Origin of the sequence: Bacillus sp. BP-3 (assembly GCF_028401955.1) — a bacterium.
In the GTDB taxonomy this organism is placed as follows: domain Bacteria; phylum Bacillota; class Bacilli; order Bacillales; family Bacillaceae_G; genus Bacillus_A.
In genome coordinates, this window is the sequence record NZ_JAQOTJ010000003.1 from 287,312 (window position 1) to 304,318 (window position 17,007).

Here is a 17,007-nt window from a genome sequence, read left to right on the forward strand (position 1 = left end):
CAAACCTCGGCACTACTCAGAACTTCAGTAATAGGGTAGAGTTTTCTTTGTTTTTGTTGACTCGCCTTGAAAAAATCTTTTTCTATTGGCACAGCATGCTGTTTTTATCTAGGGGTTTCTTTGAAGGAAATGTTGATAAATTTTTCTGTTTTTGTTTCAAATTCTACATCAACAAATACTCCAAATTCTTTTCCGCTCTTGTCACGCAACCATAACTTAAATTTTTCAACTGATATATTTACTGTTTTCGGTCTTCTTCCAATATGAAGATAATCAATAATATCAGCTTGCGGATATTTTTCTTTCGTCATTTGCACCGCAAGCTTTCCCCATTTCGCATAGGGAGGCTGCGCATGAACAGAAGGAAAAGGGTTGAAAATAAACAAAACCATTGAAGCAAGGCCGATACAAATAAATAATTGAGTATATAACCGTGTCATCTTAAAGCTCCTTTATAACATTTTTTATCCCGCATGAACGTGCAGTAATACTCCCAACTCAAAGTTCAGCGAAGGCATTGTCTAGTTCTAATGGCTAGAATCTCCGGTCGTTTCGCCCCCCATCGGACGAGGCAAAAAGCGCTTTTCTGAAGAAGTTAGGTGGGAGATAAACTGCTGACATGCGCCCGATTAGTAAGGACTGGTTAAAGTTTCACTTTATAGTGTTTACACTTAGGCATATTCATATGAATGTGCCTTTTTTTGTCTTTATTACATAAAACCGCATGATTTACAAAAAATAACCTTGAATTCATCGTCATATTCAAGGAGGTTGAACTATGCAGTGTAGAGCTTTTTTCAAAGTGGCGCTTCTGCTCATTACGGTGGCAGTTACTTTGTTAGTAAGTAGTGTTCATGAGAAGGAGGTAGGGGCTTTTTCCAATCAAGTTATCCAAAAAGGCGCTTCTGGAGAAGATGTAGTCGAACTACAATCAAGACTCAAATACATTGGATTTTACAATGGGAAAGTAGATGGTGTCTTTGGATGGGGTACATATTGGGCTCTACGAAATTTTCAGCAAAAATTCGGGTTAAAGGTTGACGGACTTGCTGGTACAACTACAAAACAAAAGCTCGTAAAAGCTACCAAATATGAAAAGCAACCAAGTAACACAGCGAACAATCAAAATAATAAACCATCGCAAAATAATAAACCAGCACAAAATAAAGGCACAAATGTTCCGAATGGATACTCGCAAAACGACATTAAAATTTTAGCAAATGCTGTATACGGAGAATCACGCGGTGAACCTTATATCGGACAGGTTGCTGTGGCAGCTGTTATTTTAAATCGCGTTAGTAGTTCATCTTTTCCAAATACAGTCGCAGGCGTTATTTATGAGCCGCGTGCGTTTACTGCTGTTGCAGACGGCCAGATCAATTTAACACCAAATGAAACAGCAAAAAAAGCTGTACTCGACGCAATTAACGGATGGGATCCATCTGGAGAAGCACTTTATTACTTTAATCCGGATACAGCAACAAGTAAATGGATTTGGAGCCGCCCGCAAATTAAGAAAATTGGAAGACACATTTTTTGTCACTAGTTAGGAGGTGGATGAGATATGTTTAGAGGTTTATTAATTGTTTTATTAACAATCGGAGTTGTAGGCACAGGGTATTGGGGATATAAAGAGCACCAAGAAAAAAATGCGGTATTAATACACGCTGAAAATAACTACCAGCGAGCTTTCCATGATTTAGCCTATCAAGTCGATCTATTACATGACAAGATTGGAACAACATTAGCAATGAATTCACGCACATCATTATCACCAGCATTAGCCGATGTGTGGCGTATTACATCGCAAGCGCATTCTGATATTGGTCAATTACCACTTACGTTACTCCCGTTTAACAAAACAGAAGAATTTCTATCAAATATCGGAGAATTCAGTTACCGTACAGCTATACGTGATTTAGATAAAGAGCCATTGAATGATCAAGAATATAATACACTTCAGCAACTATATAGTAATGCTGCGAATATTCAAGATGAACTGCGTAAAGTACAGCATCTTGCTTTAAAAAACAATTTACGTTGGATGGATGTTGAACTAGCGCTTGCTTCTGATAAGAATCCAGCCGATAACACAATTATAGACGGATTTAAAACAGTAGAAAAAAACAGTAACTCTTATTCACAAAGTCCTTTTGGACCAACGTTTACAAGTCTGCAGACAGAAAAAAAGGGTGAAACACACATATCGGGTCCCAAAATTTCAAAAGACCAGGCAATAAATATTGCAAAATCTTTCCTTAGCTTGAAGGGAAATGAAACGATTTCTGCTGAAAAAAGCAGCAAAGGAGCAAAAGAAAAATTTTATAGCATTACAGTAAAAGATCCTAAGACAAATAGTGAAACGAACATGGACATTACTGAACAAGGTGGCTTTCCAATTTGGGTTATGAACAACCGTGAAGTAAAAGAACAAAAAATCAGTTTAAATGAAGCAGGAGAAAAGGGACTTTCCTTTTTAAAACAAAATAAATTCAAAAGCATGGAGTTATATGAAAGTTCACAATACGATTCTATTGGTGTTTTCACATTTGTAACAAATCGTCACAACGTGCGTATTTATCCAGAATCCATTCAAATGAAAATTGCGCTTGATGACGGTTCGATTGTTGGTTTCTCTGCTAGAGACTATTTAGCATCTCGTAAAGATATAAAAGTCCAAAAGCCAACATTATCGGTTTCGGATGCGCGAAAGAAAATTAATCCTAATTTGAAAGTTATGGAAGAGCGTGAAGCAATCGTTGTAAATGACTTGCATAAAGAGGTTCTATGTTATGAGTTTTTAGGTACTCTTGGGAAAGACACCTATCAAATCTTTATTAATGCCAATAGTGGTACTGAAGAAAAAGTAAAAAAATTACAAAGTGTAGAACAAATTTATGATTAACGAATAGGAGTGACACCTTTGAGGAAAACCTTATATTTTTGTATCTGTTTACTTCTATTAGCAAGTTGCAGTACAAAAAAGAATGATAACGAAGCGAATCCTAAACCAACTTCAAATACAAAACAATATACAACAAGAAACGTAACATATAAAGAAAATACGCGTAAAACAGAAGTAACAAAAGCTGATCATCTTGCAAGCATTGCCTCAAACATACCTGGTGTAAGAGATGCAACAGCTGTTGTTCTTGGTAAGTATTCCATTGTCGGTATTGATGTAGGTGCTAAGTTAGATCGTACAAGAGTAGAAACAATAAAATACTCCGTTGCTGAGAGCTTAAAACATGATCCACAAGGTTCTAATGCTGTTGTTGTGGCTGATTTAGATACGTACGAGCGTTTAAAACAAATTGGAAAACGGATTAAAGAAGGTAAAGCTGGCGAAGGAATTCTCGATGAACTTGCGGCAATCATAGGTCGTGCGATGCCACAAGTGCCAAACGATTTATTAGAAAATAAACAGACCAATCCAGTGAAAGAAAATAATCAACAATTACCAAAAGACGAACAAAATGAATTAAAACAAGAACAAGTCGACCAATCTAATCAACAGTTAAAACGATAAAATACTCCCCGTGTAATGTAGCACGGGGAGTATTTTATCGTTTCGAGATTGAAAATTTCATTTATTCTCAAAAATATTGTATGATTTTGTATGGAAGGAAACGTATGTTTTTAGAACTGGGGAGGAATAAATGTAATGAAAACGAATCAATCCATTCAACTCGTTCCATATACAGAGGAATATAAAGAAGCTTTTCAAACCTATACTTTACCAGAAGAACAAGTACAATTTACTGCTCATCCAATGGATCTTTTAGACAAAGTAAAGCAGAATCCAACCCGAAATCCTATTATTATTATAGCTGATGACAAGCCAGTAGGTATTTTTTCATTGCAATCAGGAAGTCGTGTGCAAGAATATACAACGAAAGAAAACTCTTTGTTACTCACTTCATTTTCAATCAATTACACTGAACAAGGAAACGGATATGCAAAACGAGCATTGCAACTGCTACCAAATTATGTAGATTTATACTTTCCAAACATAGAAGAAGTTGTATTGGCAGTCAACGAAAGAAATATTCCTGCGCAAAAATTATATATAACAGTTGGTTTTGAAGACAGAGGACAACGCCGAATAGGACCGATTGGACCGCAACTTGTTTTATATTTACCTTTAAAAAAATAAACATTCAAAAGTTAGCGGAGGATCTTATGCAAATCAAAATAATACTTGCTGGTTATGGCACCGTTGGAAAAGAATTTATAAAACTCATTCATGAAAAAGCATCGTTTATTCATAAAGAGTTCGGCATAGAATTACTTCTTGTTGGAATTATTGGACGTGATGTGAAGTTATATCATCCAGAGGGGCTTTGTGCCGATACTTTACTCACACAAGGAGAGGGATCAGCAGCTTTACATAGATACATCGAACAACATCCAGTTCATAACGAAAACATGCTGGGTCATGTTTTTATTGAGTCAACACCAACCAATCTTCAAAATGGGGATCCTGGAAAAGAATATATATTAGAGGCAATAAAAAAGGGAATGGATATTGTCGCGATTTCCAAAGGAGCTCTTGTTACTTCATTTAAAGAAATAGACGAAGCCGCTCGATTCGCAAATGTACGCATCCGATATAGCGGTGCAACAGCTGCTGCACTCCCTACATTAGATATCGGTCACTTCAGCCTAGCGGGATGCAAGATTGATCGCATTGAAGGCATCTTAAACGGGACGACAAATTATATTTTAACAAAAATGCATGAGGATGGCACTTCGTATGAAGAAGCTTTACAGCAAGCACAGCAAAAAGGAATTGCTGAAACAAATCCATTATTAGATGTGAGTGGAATGGATAGTGCTTGTAAATTATTGCTACTATCAAATAGTTTATTGAACACAGAATATACCCTTGAAGATATAAGGATTAAAGGAATAGACGATTTATCAAAACAAGATATACAAGAAGCAAAGCAGCAAGGAAAACAAATCAAACTACTAGCAAGAGCAAATACGGACGATAACGGTAAAGTGCGGCTTGAAGTACAACCTTATGAAGTAGACTCGAATCACTCTCTAGCTGGCGTTATCGGAACCGAAAAAGGAATTACTTTTTACACAGACACCATGGGAGCAGTTTCTACTATTGGTGGAGCTTCTAATCCAAGAGGAGCTGCCGCCGCTGCCTTAAAAGATGTGCTCAATTTATATCGAAAAGACAGAATATAACTTTACATATAATGTTGGTGCAAATCCCACTTATTTAGAAAAAGTGGGATTTGTCATTTTCTTATATAAAAGCAGTGATTGATTGTCAATTATCGTTATGTTTTTCTATTTACTTTTTATCATCAGAAGGATTAAGATATTTTTTAAGTATGTATACAAAACAGAAAAATACCATTATGCTATAGAAGTTAGAAAGCTGAAAGGGATTGAGAATTGTGAAAAAACTTGATGTACTGTTAATGGTGCTCAGCGCCCTGTTCCCAGTTACAGGTTTAATGAAACAAATGCCACTACAATTATCATTATATATAGGTGGATTATTGTTTTTAACTAGTTTTGGGAGCTATCATGCAAAACGAATGCATTCAAGAATATTTAGTTGGGTAGCTTATGCATCATTTATCACGCTTTTGCTGGCAATTTGGAATCAATATATAACAGTCGATTCTTTAATTGCAAACGCAAAAATTGCTGCATGTATTGCTATCATCCCATTTTTATTCCGATTCCGTACATATGCCATTACATTAGGGCTACTCGGATTATGGGGCATGATGCTTTGGGATGTAAAACAAATTCAATCATTAGCAGTTCTTCAGCGAATGATGAACATACTCACAACAGAAAAACTGTATTTAGTCATTTTAGTGGCAGGTTTCTTACTCGGCGGATTGCTTGCAAGCGTACTGCATCGTGATAACAATAACCAAGAAAAAACAAACGCATTTAAACAAAAACAGAAGCGAATGAGACCTACATTTAAAATTCGCATTCCAAGTTTACCAAGGTTAAAATTTAAAATGCTTAAGTTCAGTAAAAAATCTTCTAAACAACGAGACACTCGCAAGTATGAACAAAATCATCAAGAAACAGCACCAACAAACCATACAACGCCAACAGAGCAACATAATGATGTTGGAACAGTGCAAGGACAGACGAGAATGGAACGAAGAAGAAATCGTTATAATGCATAGAGAATGATCTTGTACAATTTTAAAAACCCGTAATGTCTACGTATAATCGATAGAGCATTATGGGTTTTTCGTTGTAATAATATACCTATTCATTATCATAAATTTGAACAAGAAAAAATTTAAAAGCGAGTTTTTGTTTGAAAATAGCCATTGTCCAATTAAAATGAATATTTTATAGTTAAATATATAGAAAATATTAACAATAGGAGGGCGACATGCAAGAAAATTACGTACTCTCCTTTTTACAACCGCAGTATCCAAAAATTGCTGATATTGCATATAGCATAGAAAAGAGTGTCTACAATGATCCGCATGAAGCACTTGTTAAAACTCGTCTATTTGGAGAAGCTGTCGCAAAAGAGATTTGGGATAAAGAAAATTTACAAAGTGTATATGAGATAAAGCATGTAGAACGCATACATAAGCTATTTCGTGAAGGAATTATTAATGAAACATTCCTTGGTTATTTTGATTTAATCCGTACAATCGGCAATAAAGCTATTCATGATGCCCAATACGGAAGTATTGTAGATTCGATCCGAATGTATCGAATTGTTTTTAAAATTGCTGTTTGGTTTATAGAGTCGTATGGCAATGTGAACTTTCAAACTCCAAAATATCGAGATCCAGAGATGCCGCAAAAGACAGCTGAGGTTCATAACGATGAATTGACAGAACTATTAAGTAAAACAGTGGAAGAAGTGATTGAAAAATCCATTCAAACAACGATACAAGAAGTATTCGCGCATATGATGATACAACAACAGATGCTTAATGTCGATCTCAAAAAGCAAGAAGAAACAGAAGTAGTTATTTCAAATGAAAAGAAAACAGAACAAGTACTTAATACAACTTTTGATTTAATTACATATCTTCAAAAACACAATGTAGATGTAATTGACAAACGTGAATTTGGGGGAACATTGTGGGTTCTTGGCGGTTGGGAATTAAATGAACTTTTATTCCCATTAAAAGAAAAAAAAATATTCTTTCGTTACAAGGAAAAAGGAAATCGTACAACAAAAGGAAAACCGGCTTGGTTTTTATTTGGTCCATATGTAACAAATAAAAAATCAAAAACAACAAATAAGAAAAAAGAAATAATGAAGTTTGATCTTATAACATATTTAAAAAAACAAAATGTTGAAATAATAGATAAACGCAATCGCGGTGGAACATTATGGATCATTGGTGGTTGGGAGCTTAACAAAATTTTATTCCCGCTAAAAGAACATAACATTTATTTCCGCTATATAGCAAAAGGAAATCGGGCGACAAAAAATAAACCAGGTTGGTTTCTGATGGGAAAATAATGTATAGAAATGTACATCTTACTATTAAATTTACATTTCTATATTATTAATTATATACCTATTTTGTACCTTATTAAGTCACAACAAATGCCACTTAATAAGATTTTAATTTCATTGATTTCACATAGTTTTTCATAATCTAAGCTGCTTTTCTTTTTCATATAGGAAGAGGAAGACGACTAAAGTAAGACATTTGCCGATTACTGTTTAATAAAAAAACATTAATACATAAAGGGATTTTTCATATGACAGGATCTTTGCACGCTATGAGATTTTATAGCGTACGATTAGCACAGCCAAAAAAATGATATAGGATAAAAGGAGATGTATATGACAACATCTTCTTTTGTTCTTTTTTAATAAAAAGTAATATATAATTGCAACTTTCTAAACTTTTATAAAACCAAATGCGATATAATTATTAAATGCTTCGATTACCAAATATTTCTGAATTCAAAGATTGTAGAGAAATCTTCAAAAAAGAAATAAATAAATGGTAGCTTTAGATCAAACAATAGATACACACTTTGAGGAGAGTAACAATGGTATATTTTCGACAATTAGTTTATTTTGGCTATCAACAAGCTCTTTCCTGCATGTTTCCTGTCCTAATCTTTTTGACACTTGCTCTTTCGAAGGTGATTCATATTCCGGGTCTATACCGTTATGATTTCATCTTGCTTGTCTGCCTTCTTATTCAATATGGCATGTATAAAACTGGACTCGAAACAAAAGATGAGCTCAAAGTGATTACTGTTTTCCACCTAATTGGACTAGCATTAGAAATATATAAAGTGTATCAAGGTTCTTGGGCTTATCCGGAGCAGGCGTGGACAAAAGTGCTAGGCGTGCCGCTTTATAGCGGCTTCATGTATGCAAGTGTAGCAAGTTATATATGTCAGGCATGGCGCAGGTTTCATTTGCAAGTAGAAGGATGGCCAAATGCAATATGGACAATTCCACTTGGAGTGATGATTTATTTTAATTTTTTCACACATCATTTTATATATGATTTTCGCTGGGGTCTAACAATCTTATTATTTGTAGTGTTTTTTCGTACTTATGTACATTTTTCTTTGCGAGAGGTTACATACAAAATGCCGCTTGTTCTTTCATTTTTCTTAATAGGTTTTTTCATTTGGATTGCAGAGAATATTGCAACTTTCTTTGGCGCGTGGCAATATCCAAATCAACATGGAACATGGAAACTTGTTCATATTGGAAAAATTAGTTCCTGGTTTTTACTCGTTGTCATTAGCATTATGATTGTGGCACAATTAAAACAACTTAAAATAAAAAAAAGCAGTAGTTCTTCTTAATATAATTGTCTTCATCCTACAGTAAAGAGGTGAATCCGTCTTGAAGAAAAGAAAAAGAATAGCCTTTTTGGTATGTATTTTAATCGTTATTTTGGCAATAGGGTTTATTGTATATAACAAAATAAGTGAAAATAATTTAGATTGTAAAGCGAGTGCTGTTCAAATCAAAGCTGTTGTGGTAAATCATACGGATCAGCCGCTAGCTGGTGTAAAAGTGTATGAAGGTTCAATTGCTAATAACGAACGCACTGTCACAAATTCACAAGGAGAATTTCAATTTTACTCCGGTGTTTGCGGTGAGATTACTATACTATTTGTTACACCTGATGGAAATACATACACAAAAAAATACGACAGGGAAGACGTACCTAAAACAATAAAGTTTGAGTAGTGAATTCAATATATCAATAAGTAAGAGATGTACTTCTGAACATCTCTTTTTTTGTTTCATTATAAAAGGTAATGTGAATTTGTAATTTTCTCAACTTACATAAAAATGAATGCGTTATAATAGTCATTAGGTGCTATAATCACCAAATATTTCTAAAGACGGAGGTTAGCGGTATGTCTTCAAATAACGAAATGAATCGTAACACATTACCTGAGATTAAATTAACTTCGGCTGCATTTAAACATGAAGCATATGACATTTACAAAGAGTTACGTGCATCTCATCCTGTTTATCAGGTATATCCTAACGCCTGGCTTATTACAAGATATGAAGATGCAGTAAGTTTATTAAAAGATACACGTTTACTGAAGGATGCTAAAAATGTATTTAGTAAAGAAGAGTTTGAGGCCTATTTTACACTAGAAAATGGAGAGTATTTGAGAAAACATATGTTGAGATCTGATCCACCTGACCATAGTCGCCTACGATCCCTTGTTCAAAAAGCGTTTACCCCGCAGATGATTTTACAGCTGAAAGATAACATTCAATCTATTGCTGATACTTTATTAGACAAAATAGAACATCAGCACACTATAAACCTCGTAAATGATTATGCTTTTCCACTTCCAATTATTGTGATTAGCGAGATGCTTGGTATCCCTCAAGAAGACCGAGATAAATTTAGAGTTTGGTCACATACGGTTATTGATTCTCCAGATACACTAGAAGCTATTCGAGAAACTGATAAAAAGTTAGGTGAATTCATTGATTATTTACGAGATTTAGTAGATAAAAAACGAGAAAATCCTTCAGACGATTTAGTGAGTGCATTAATACAAGCAGAAAGTGAAGGAACAAAATTAAGTGCCACTGAATTAAATTCAATGATTATGCTGCTTATCGTTGCTGGACACGAAACAACTGTCAATTTAATTACCAATATGACTCTAGCATTGCTTGAACATCCTGATCAATTGCTACTTCTACGGCAAAATCCAGATTTGATTGACTCAGCAATTGAGGAGTCATTACGATTTTACAGTCCAGTTGAAATAACGACTATGCGCTGGGCAGCAGAATCATTTACATTGCATGGTCAAAATATAGAGCCGAAAAATGAGGTGATTATTTCCTTAGCCTCTGCGAACCGCGATGAAAAGATATTTCCAAACGCTGATATTTTTGATATTACAAGAAAAAATAATCGTCATCTTGCTTTTGGTCATGGCAGTCATTTCTGTCTTGGTGCACCGCTTGCCCGTTTAGAGGCGAAAATTGCAATTTCTACCTTATTACATCGCATGCCAGATCTTAAATTAAAAGGAAAAAGAGAAGACTTAAAATGGAGTGGTAATTATTTAATGCGATCATTAGAAGAATTACCATTATCTTTCTAAGCGAATGGATACGAAATAGTATGACACCTCTCAATACTGTTCATACTAAACAAAAAAAGGAGGTGTCATACTATGGCTCAAGATGTTCTTTGTGAAGTGAATAATTGCCAATATTGGGGAAATGGAAATAAGTGCAATGCTGAATCTATTTATGTAGTAAGTCATACAGGGAAACAAGCATCTGATAGTAAAGAAACAGATTGCAAAACATTTATACCAGAAGTTTAAGTCTCTAAGGGTAGCCTAATGTGGTTACCCTTGTTTTATGTATATTATTGATAATAACAATCATTTTCATACTTTTTTTTGCATGTAGAGAAAATAAAAATTTTCTTTAATAAATGGTTTACTCTTGACCTGAAATGCGTTTCATACATTATAACTATGATGTTACATGTGAGAACGATATCATTTAAAACAAATATAGAAACGAAAGTAGGGAAAAGAATGAAGCTTATTGCAATTGATTTAGACGGAACCCTTCTTACATCAAAGAAAGTAATTAGTGAAGAAAATGCAGAAGCTATTAAGGAATGTCAAAAAAAAGGACATGTTGTAGCTATTTGTACAGGGCGTTCAATGATAGATGTTCATAAACTTTTACAAGAAACAAACTTACAATGTCCAATCATTGCGGAGAACGGTGCGATTTTGTATTTAGATAATGAAATGATACAACGATATCCCATTGTAAATGAACATGCAGAAGAAATCGTTGATTATTTAGAAGAAAAAAATATATCTTATCAATTGTATACAGATCAAGGTGTATATATCCCAAAATATGGAGAAGAAATCATTCAACTTGAGATGGATTTTATTATAAACTCTGATATACATGTTGATGAAAAAGAATTGAAACATATAGCAGCTTTATATTTACAGCATACTGAAACGAAAACAATCGAAAGCTGCAAACCGTTATTTTCAGAGCCAATTCATATTCATAAAATTCTCCCATTTTCATATCAAAGGGAAAAATTAAAGCTATTAAAAGAGCAATTTATAGACAACGAGGAGTTATCGATTACGGCATCTTATTGGCACAATCTTGAAATAAATCATCTGCATGCTCAGAAAGGAAATGGATTATATACACTAGCAAATCATTTAGGAATATTAAAAGAACATACTGTCGCTATTGGTGATGGCTTAAATGATATTTCCATGATGGAAAAGGCAAATATATCAATTGCAATGGGAAACGCAGTGGAAGAGATTCAAGCACTTTGTCATTACAAAACACTTTCAAATGATGATCACGGTGTCGCTCATGCACTGCGCCGCTATATTATTGGATGAACTGATTTTGTTATTTAGACCACGGTGAAAAGTGATGAAAGAGTAAAAACGTTCTTATTAATCCCATTACTTAAACTTCTAAATAGTTAAACGCGCAAAAATGCACAAATTTCGACAAAATATGTGCGTTTTTGCGCGTTTTTTTCTTTTTTTTCCTATATTTCGTGTTGAAAAATAAATAAATTTATGAATAACTCTATTTTTCTATGTACCTTAATAAATTTAATTCGTATAATGGAAAAGTTGGGTAAATTTGAAAATTAAACACAATTGAAAAATCAATATATACATTTGAATTATTAATATAGGAGTTGGCGGATATGTATCGGCTTACAGAACTTATTGATACTAGAGAAGTACAAAAAATGGCAGAGCAATTTTATTTTTTAACACATATTTCACATCAGCTTCTTGATTCCAATCAAGGGATAGTGTTCCATTACGGCACAGAATCTAATGATACACATTCACATACAAAAATCCATGTTCCGATTATCATTCATGAACATATGATTGGTGATTTTATCGTTTTTTCTCCTCAAGATTGTATTGATTCTTGTACAATATTTTTTAAATCTCTTGCAGCGCTTATGACCAATTTAGGAATAAATAAATTGCACGAACTTCAGGAGAATCAATCGATACCTGCGGAAAATCTATATACTATTTTACAAAACATGCCCGTGATGGTCGATGCATTTACTGAAAAAGGTACTATTGCGATATGGAATCGAGAATGCGAACAAGTAACAGGGTATAGTGCAGCTGAAATTGTTAAAAATCCTCGCGCATTAGAGCTTCTTTATCCTGATGAAGCGTATCGGAATCAAATGCTTCATGAATTTTCTACACGCGGTAAAAACTTTCGTGATTGGGAAATGACGCTTACTTGTAAAAATGGTGATAAGAAAACCATTATATGGTCAAACCTATCAAAGGAATTCCCTGTTCCTGGATATAGCTATTGGGCAATTGGCGTGGATATCACCCATCGAAAAAAGATTGAAGAGGAACTCATTCAAAAATCTTCAGAGTTAGAATTAATTTTTAAAGCTCTTCCAGATTTATGCTTTTTAACTAATTTTGATGGCACAATTGTTGATTATAAGGCTGGGTGCCCAACAAAATTTTATGTGCCTATTGATGAATTTATGGGGAAAAAGTTTCAAGATGTTTTACCTTCTGATGTTGCTGATCAGTTACAAGAAGCATTTGTAAAAGTACAACAAAATAATTCCATAGAAATTGTAGACTACTCCTTACCGATGCACGATAGTATGTATTATTTTGAAGCACGATGTTTACCGCTTTTAACAGATAAAATTATGATTATTGTTCGTGATATTACCGAACGAAAGAAAACAGCTGAACTATTAAATAAATCAGACACATTAGATGCGGTCAGTCAACTTGCTGCAGGCGTTGCGCACGAAGTACGTAATCCTTTAACTGTCATTAAAGGATTTATACAATTATTACAAATTCAAATGAAAAATGACACAGATTATTTCCCATTGATGATTTCCGAAATTGAGCGTATAGAATCTATTATTCATGAGTTTTTATCGATTGCAAAACCTGAAATTACCTCTTTTGAAAACAAGAATCTTTGTTTTATATTAGAAAATGTTGTGTCGTTAATTAACACAAAAGCAATTATGACGAATATTCATATCACATTCCAAACTGATCCTGACGTCTTGTATATGGATTGTTGTGAAAAACAGTTAAAGCAAGTATTTATAAATGTTTTACAAAATTCAATTGAAGCAATGCCAAATGGTGGAGACATCATAATTTCTGCTAAAAAAACAAGCGACAATGAGGTCATGATTTGTATTTCTGATGAGGGGATTGGTATTCCAGAAGAAAGAATTATAAAACTTGGAGAACCTTTTTATAGTACGAAAGAAAAAGGGACAGGCATTGGTTTAATGATTAGCTATAAAATTATTGAACGTCATCAAGGAAGGATTCATATAACGAGTAAGGTTGGAATAGGGACTTCGGTGAAAATTTACTTACCAATTTCTCAAACTTATATAAATGCAAATTGAAAAAACACTTTTTAGGGGAGGGCGAGAGTATTAGGCCGTGTATTGAAGCGGTCAGATGCTCTTTTTTTCTTTATGTAACTGTAAAACAAAAAGAAAGATGAGTATAAGTGATGTAAATGTATACTCATAATGAAACATCCTTTCATTTTTTATCACTACCAGGTTACTCAAATATGTCCGAACCCACTTCCTTCTTAAGAAACTATTATGCATTTTCTCATCTAATTTTAATCTTTCTTTCATCGTTCTTTCCATTTTTATGGTTAAAATATAAGCGAACAATCACTTTTCATCCTTACAGAAGGAGGGAGACTAAAATGTCGAAAAGTCAATTAAATCAAATTTTTCATGTATCCGTTAAAATTATAGGGGCTTGTATTATTGCATTTGGTGTTACAATGTTAGTGTTGGACTTTATGGTAGGAAATCAAATTGCATTAAAAGGGTTGAATAAAAATCTTGGATCCCTCGCAGAATACGGGGCAATTGCAGCAGGTTTCTTATGGTTATTTCGTAATATTTGGTTGTTTTTACATAAAAGGAAAGTAACGGTTGCCAAATACACAAAAGAACTTTATATGTTATTAAAGCAGTATCATACGTTTATCGGGTATGCAGTTTTTACAGTCGCTGTTAGTCATGGGATATATTTTTTAATAGTAGGTAGCCGTAATAAGATTCTAATTTATAGTGGAATCTTTACTTTAATAGGACTAGTTCTTGTTACCATAGCTGGTATACTATTACACAAACTGAAGGATAAGAAAAAATATGTAACGTATCGAAAAGCTCATCAAATTGTAGCTATTATATTTGGAATTGGATTACTCGTTCACCTTGTTGTATAGGAGTGATAATATTGCATCGTATTTTAATTATTGAAGATGAAGAAAGTTTAGCGGAATTTTTAGAGTTAGAACTAAAATATGAAGGATATGCAGTAGATGTTGTGTATGATGGGAGAAAAGGATTAGAAACGGCTCTTGAGCATAATTATGACATTATTCTTCTTGATTTGATGATTCCCGGTCTTAATGGAATTGAAGTATGCCGCCGATTACGGGCAACAAAAGAAACACCTATTATTATGTTAACAGCGCGTGATAGTATTATGGATCGTGTAACCGGATTAGATAGCGGTGCAGATGATTACTTACCGAAGCCATTTGCTATTGAAGAATTATTAGCAAGAATGCGTGTGATTTTGAGACGAAATCAAAAAGAAGAGCATAAAAATAAACTTCTTTTAAGATTTAATGATTTAGAACTCGATGTAGAGTCTCGAACTTTGCATAAAATAGAAGAGATAATTGAGTTAACAAATAAAGAATTTGAGTTGCTTATGATGTTTATGAAAAATATTAATCGCGTTTTGACAAGAGACATGCTCTTAGAGCAAGTCTGGGGATACAATGCAGTGGTAGAGACGAATATAGTAGATGTATATGTTCGTTATTTACGCAATAAATTGAATAGCCATGACAAAGAAAACTATATACAAACTGTCAGGGGCGTAGGATATGTGATGCGATGATGAAGCAAATAAAGAATCGGATTCGAAACTTACCTATAAAATGGAAATTAACACTATGGTCCAGCACGTTATTATTTGTCTTATTCTTTTTATATAATATTTTACAATATGTTATTATTGATCACTGGACACTTGATTATGAAAAAAAACAAATTAGCAGACAAGTAACAGAAATTGAAGCTTATTTTAAGAATGGGAATACAAGCTTTTCCGCAAATACAATTGAAAACAGTAAGGATTTTCTTGCAACTATAAATGATAAACATCAAATGATTCGAATTTTGGATGCAAACGGAAAGGCACTTGTCACTGTTTCACGTGACTTTAATCCAAAATTAGTTGTGCCAAAGTACGTCAATGAATCTGAAACTTCTATGACAAGACATTATGAAGATAGAATATTTGTACAGCGCACGCCGATTACAACACATACATTTACGGGTACAATTGAAGTTGGACAAAACTTTGAAGCTTTTGATCATTTAATGAAGCTTATTTTTCTCATTATGATCGCTGCTGGTATCGGAGGATTGCTACTTAGCTTTTTAGGCGGTACTATTCTTGCAAAGCAACTTCTTTTAAGTGTGCAAGCTATTACAGATACGATGAACAAAATTAAGATAAATGGATTAAAAGAAAGGGTACCAATTCACGAAAACAATGATGAATTTGCCAAGCTCGGATTGCTTTTTAATGAGCTAATGGACAATTTAGAAACATCTTTTGTGCAACAAAAACAATTCGTTGAAGATGCATCCCATGAATTACGTACACCACTTACGATTATACAAGGACATCTCTCTATGTTAAATCGCTGGGGAAAAAATGACCCTGCTATCTTACAAAAATCATTAGATTCGAGTTTAAAAGAAGTAGATCGTTTAAATAATCTCGTGTCAGAATTATTAGAATTATCACGAGCAGAATCTGAACAAATGTATCCTATTGCAGCCGAACCTGTACATGTACATTCAGTAATAGAACAAGTTACGCAAAATTTCGAGTTGCTGCATGCAGACTTTCATTTTGATAGAAAATTACACGCAAATCATGCATGTGTTTCTATTCCTGCTTCTTATCTTGAACAAATTTTAGTCATTATACTGGATAATGCGATCAAATATACAAAAGAACATGAAAAATATATTTGCTTGCAAAGCGAAGTAGAAGAAGAAGAAATTAAGATTACCATTGCAGATCGCGGGGTCGGAATACCAAAGTCTGATTTGCCATATGTACTAAATCGTTTTTACCGAGTCGACAAAGCAAGAAGTCGAAAACAAGGCGGAAATGGATTAGGACTTTCCATTGCAAAGCGCCTTGTAGAAAAATATAATGGACGTATTATGATAGATAGCAAAGAAAAAGAGGGAACGACAGTTACCTTATTATTTTATTGTCTAAAAAGCGAGAAGTAGATTACATCCTTCTCGCTTTTATTTGTGGACTTAGCATAATTATAATGAATGCAAATGAAAAATGAGAAAAAGATGAGAAAAATTTAAAGAACATTTC

The 17,007-nt window shown here is 33.7% G+C and carries 16 protein-coding genes and 1 pseudogene; 16 read left to right on the top strand and 1 reads right to left on the bottom strand.

The genetic code is table 11. The annotated features are described in order from the left end of the window. Positions 1-104: 104 nt before the first annotated feature. A pseudogene (locus tag PLX19_RS06870) lies at positions 105-359 on the bottom strand (DUF3889 domain-containing protein); the annotation flags it as partial. A 419-nt stretch (positions 360-778) separates the two neighbouring features. Here PLX19_RS06870 and sleB point away from each other — a divergent pair. From sleB to PLX19_RS06950, 16 genes are all read left to right on the top strand, one after another. Beyond that, complete coding sequence (sleB, locus tag PLX19_RS06875) at positions 779-1,546, top strand: spore cortex-lytic enzyme (protein WP_272187762.1); 768 nt, start codon at positions 779-781, stop codon at positions 1,544-1,546. A gap of 18 nt (positions 1,547-1,564) precedes the next feature. Beyond that, positions 1,565-2,905: a germination protein YpeB gene (ypeB, locus tag PLX19_RS06880; protein WP_272187763.1), complete on the top strand. Its 1,341-nt coding sequence runs from the start codon at positions 1,565-1,567 to the stop codon at positions 2,903-2,905. Positions 2,906-2,923: 18 nt separating this feature from the next. Beyond that, positions 2,924-3,529: a YhcN/YlaJ family sporulation lipoprotein gene (locus tag PLX19_RS06885; protein WP_272187764.1), complete on the top strand. Its 606-nt coding sequence runs from the start codon at positions 2,924-2,926 to the stop codon at positions 3,527-3,529. A gap of 135 nt (positions 3,530-3,664) precedes the next feature. Next, entirely contained in the window at positions 3,665-4,156 is a 492-nt protein-coding gene (locus PLX19_RS06890; RefSeq protein WP_272187765.1) for a GNAT family N-acetyltransferase, read from the top strand. Positions 4,157-4,182: 26 nt separating this feature from the next. Continuing rightward, positions 4,183-5,205 carry a homoserine dehydrogenase gene (locus PLX19_RS06895; RefSeq protein ID WP_272187766.1) on the top strand — a complete coding sequence of 341 codons (1,023 nt, stop codon included), beginning with the start codon at positions 4,183-4,185 and terminating at the stop codon, positions 5,203-5,205. Between the two features lie 215 nt (positions 5,206-5,420). Next, positions 5,421-6,179 carry a DUF3959 family protein gene (locus tag PLX19_RS06900; protein WP_272187767.1) on the top strand — a complete coding sequence of 253 codons (759 nt, stop codon included), beginning with the start codon at positions 5,421-5,423 and terminating at the stop codon, positions 6,177-6,179. A 215-nt stretch (positions 6,180-6,394) separates the two neighbouring features. After that, positions 6,395-7,492, top strand: coding sequence for a hypothetical protein (locus PLX19_RS06905; RefSeq protein WP_272187768.1), 1,098 nt, complete (start codon positions 6,395-6,397; stop codon positions 7,490-7,492). A gap of 542 nt (positions 7,493-8,034) precedes the next feature. Continuing rightward, a complete protein-coding gene (locus PLX19_RS06910; protein WP_272187769.1) occupies positions 8,035-8,811 on the top strand; it encodes a DUF817 domain-containing protein in 777 nt (258 codons plus the stop codon). A 40-nt stretch (positions 8,812-8,851) separates the two neighbouring features. Next, entirely contained in the window at positions 8,852-9,202 is a 351-nt protein-coding gene (locus tag PLX19_RS06915) for a hypothetical protein (protein ID WP_272187770.1), read from the top strand. A 173-nt stretch (positions 9,203-9,375) separates the two neighbouring features. Then, a complete protein-coding gene (locus tag PLX19_RS06920; protein ID WP_272187771.1) occupies positions 9,376-10,599 on the top strand; it encodes a cytochrome P450 family protein in 1,224 nt (407 codons plus the stop codon). A 72-nt stretch (positions 10,600-10,671) separates the two neighbouring features. Continuing rightward, a complete protein-coding gene (locus PLX19_RS06925; RefSeq protein WP_081904805.1) occupies positions 10,672-10,827 on the top strand; it encodes a DUF1540 domain-containing protein in 156 nt (51 codons plus the stop codon). Between the two features lie 219 nt (positions 10,828-11,046). Next, positions 11,047-11,901 carry a Cof-type HAD-IIB family hydrolase gene (locus tag PLX19_RS06930; RefSeq protein WP_272187933.1) on the top strand — a complete coding sequence of 285 codons (855 nt, stop codon included), beginning with the start codon at positions 11,047-11,049 and terminating at the stop codon, positions 11,899-11,901. A 320-nt stretch (positions 11,902-12,221) separates the two neighbouring features. Next, entirely contained in the window at positions 12,222-13,958 is a 1,737-nt protein-coding gene (locus tag PLX19_RS06935; protein ID WP_272187772.1) for a PAS domain-containing sensor histidine kinase, read from the top strand. 317 nt (positions 13,959-14,275) lie between these two features. After that, positions 14,276-14,806, top strand: coding sequence for a hypothetical protein (locus PLX19_RS06940; protein WP_272187773.1), 531 nt, complete (start codon positions 14,276-14,278; stop codon positions 14,804-14,806). Positions 14,807-14,817: 11 nt separating this feature from the next. Then, positions 14,818-15,492 carry a response regulator transcription factor gene (locus PLX19_RS06945; protein ID WP_272187774.1) on the top strand — a complete coding sequence of 225 codons (675 nt, stop codon included), beginning with the start codon at positions 14,818-14,820 and terminating at the stop codon, positions 15,490-15,492. Beyond that, positions 15,489-16,910, top strand: a complete 1,422-nt coding sequence (locus PLX19_RS06950) for a HAMP domain-containing sensor histidine kinase (protein ID WP_272187775.1) — start codon at positions 15,489-15,491, stop codon at positions 16,908-16,910. Before PLX19_RS06945 ends, PLX19_RS06950 begins: the two co-directional genes overlap by 4 nt. Positions 16,911-17,007: the final 97 nt, after the last annotated feature.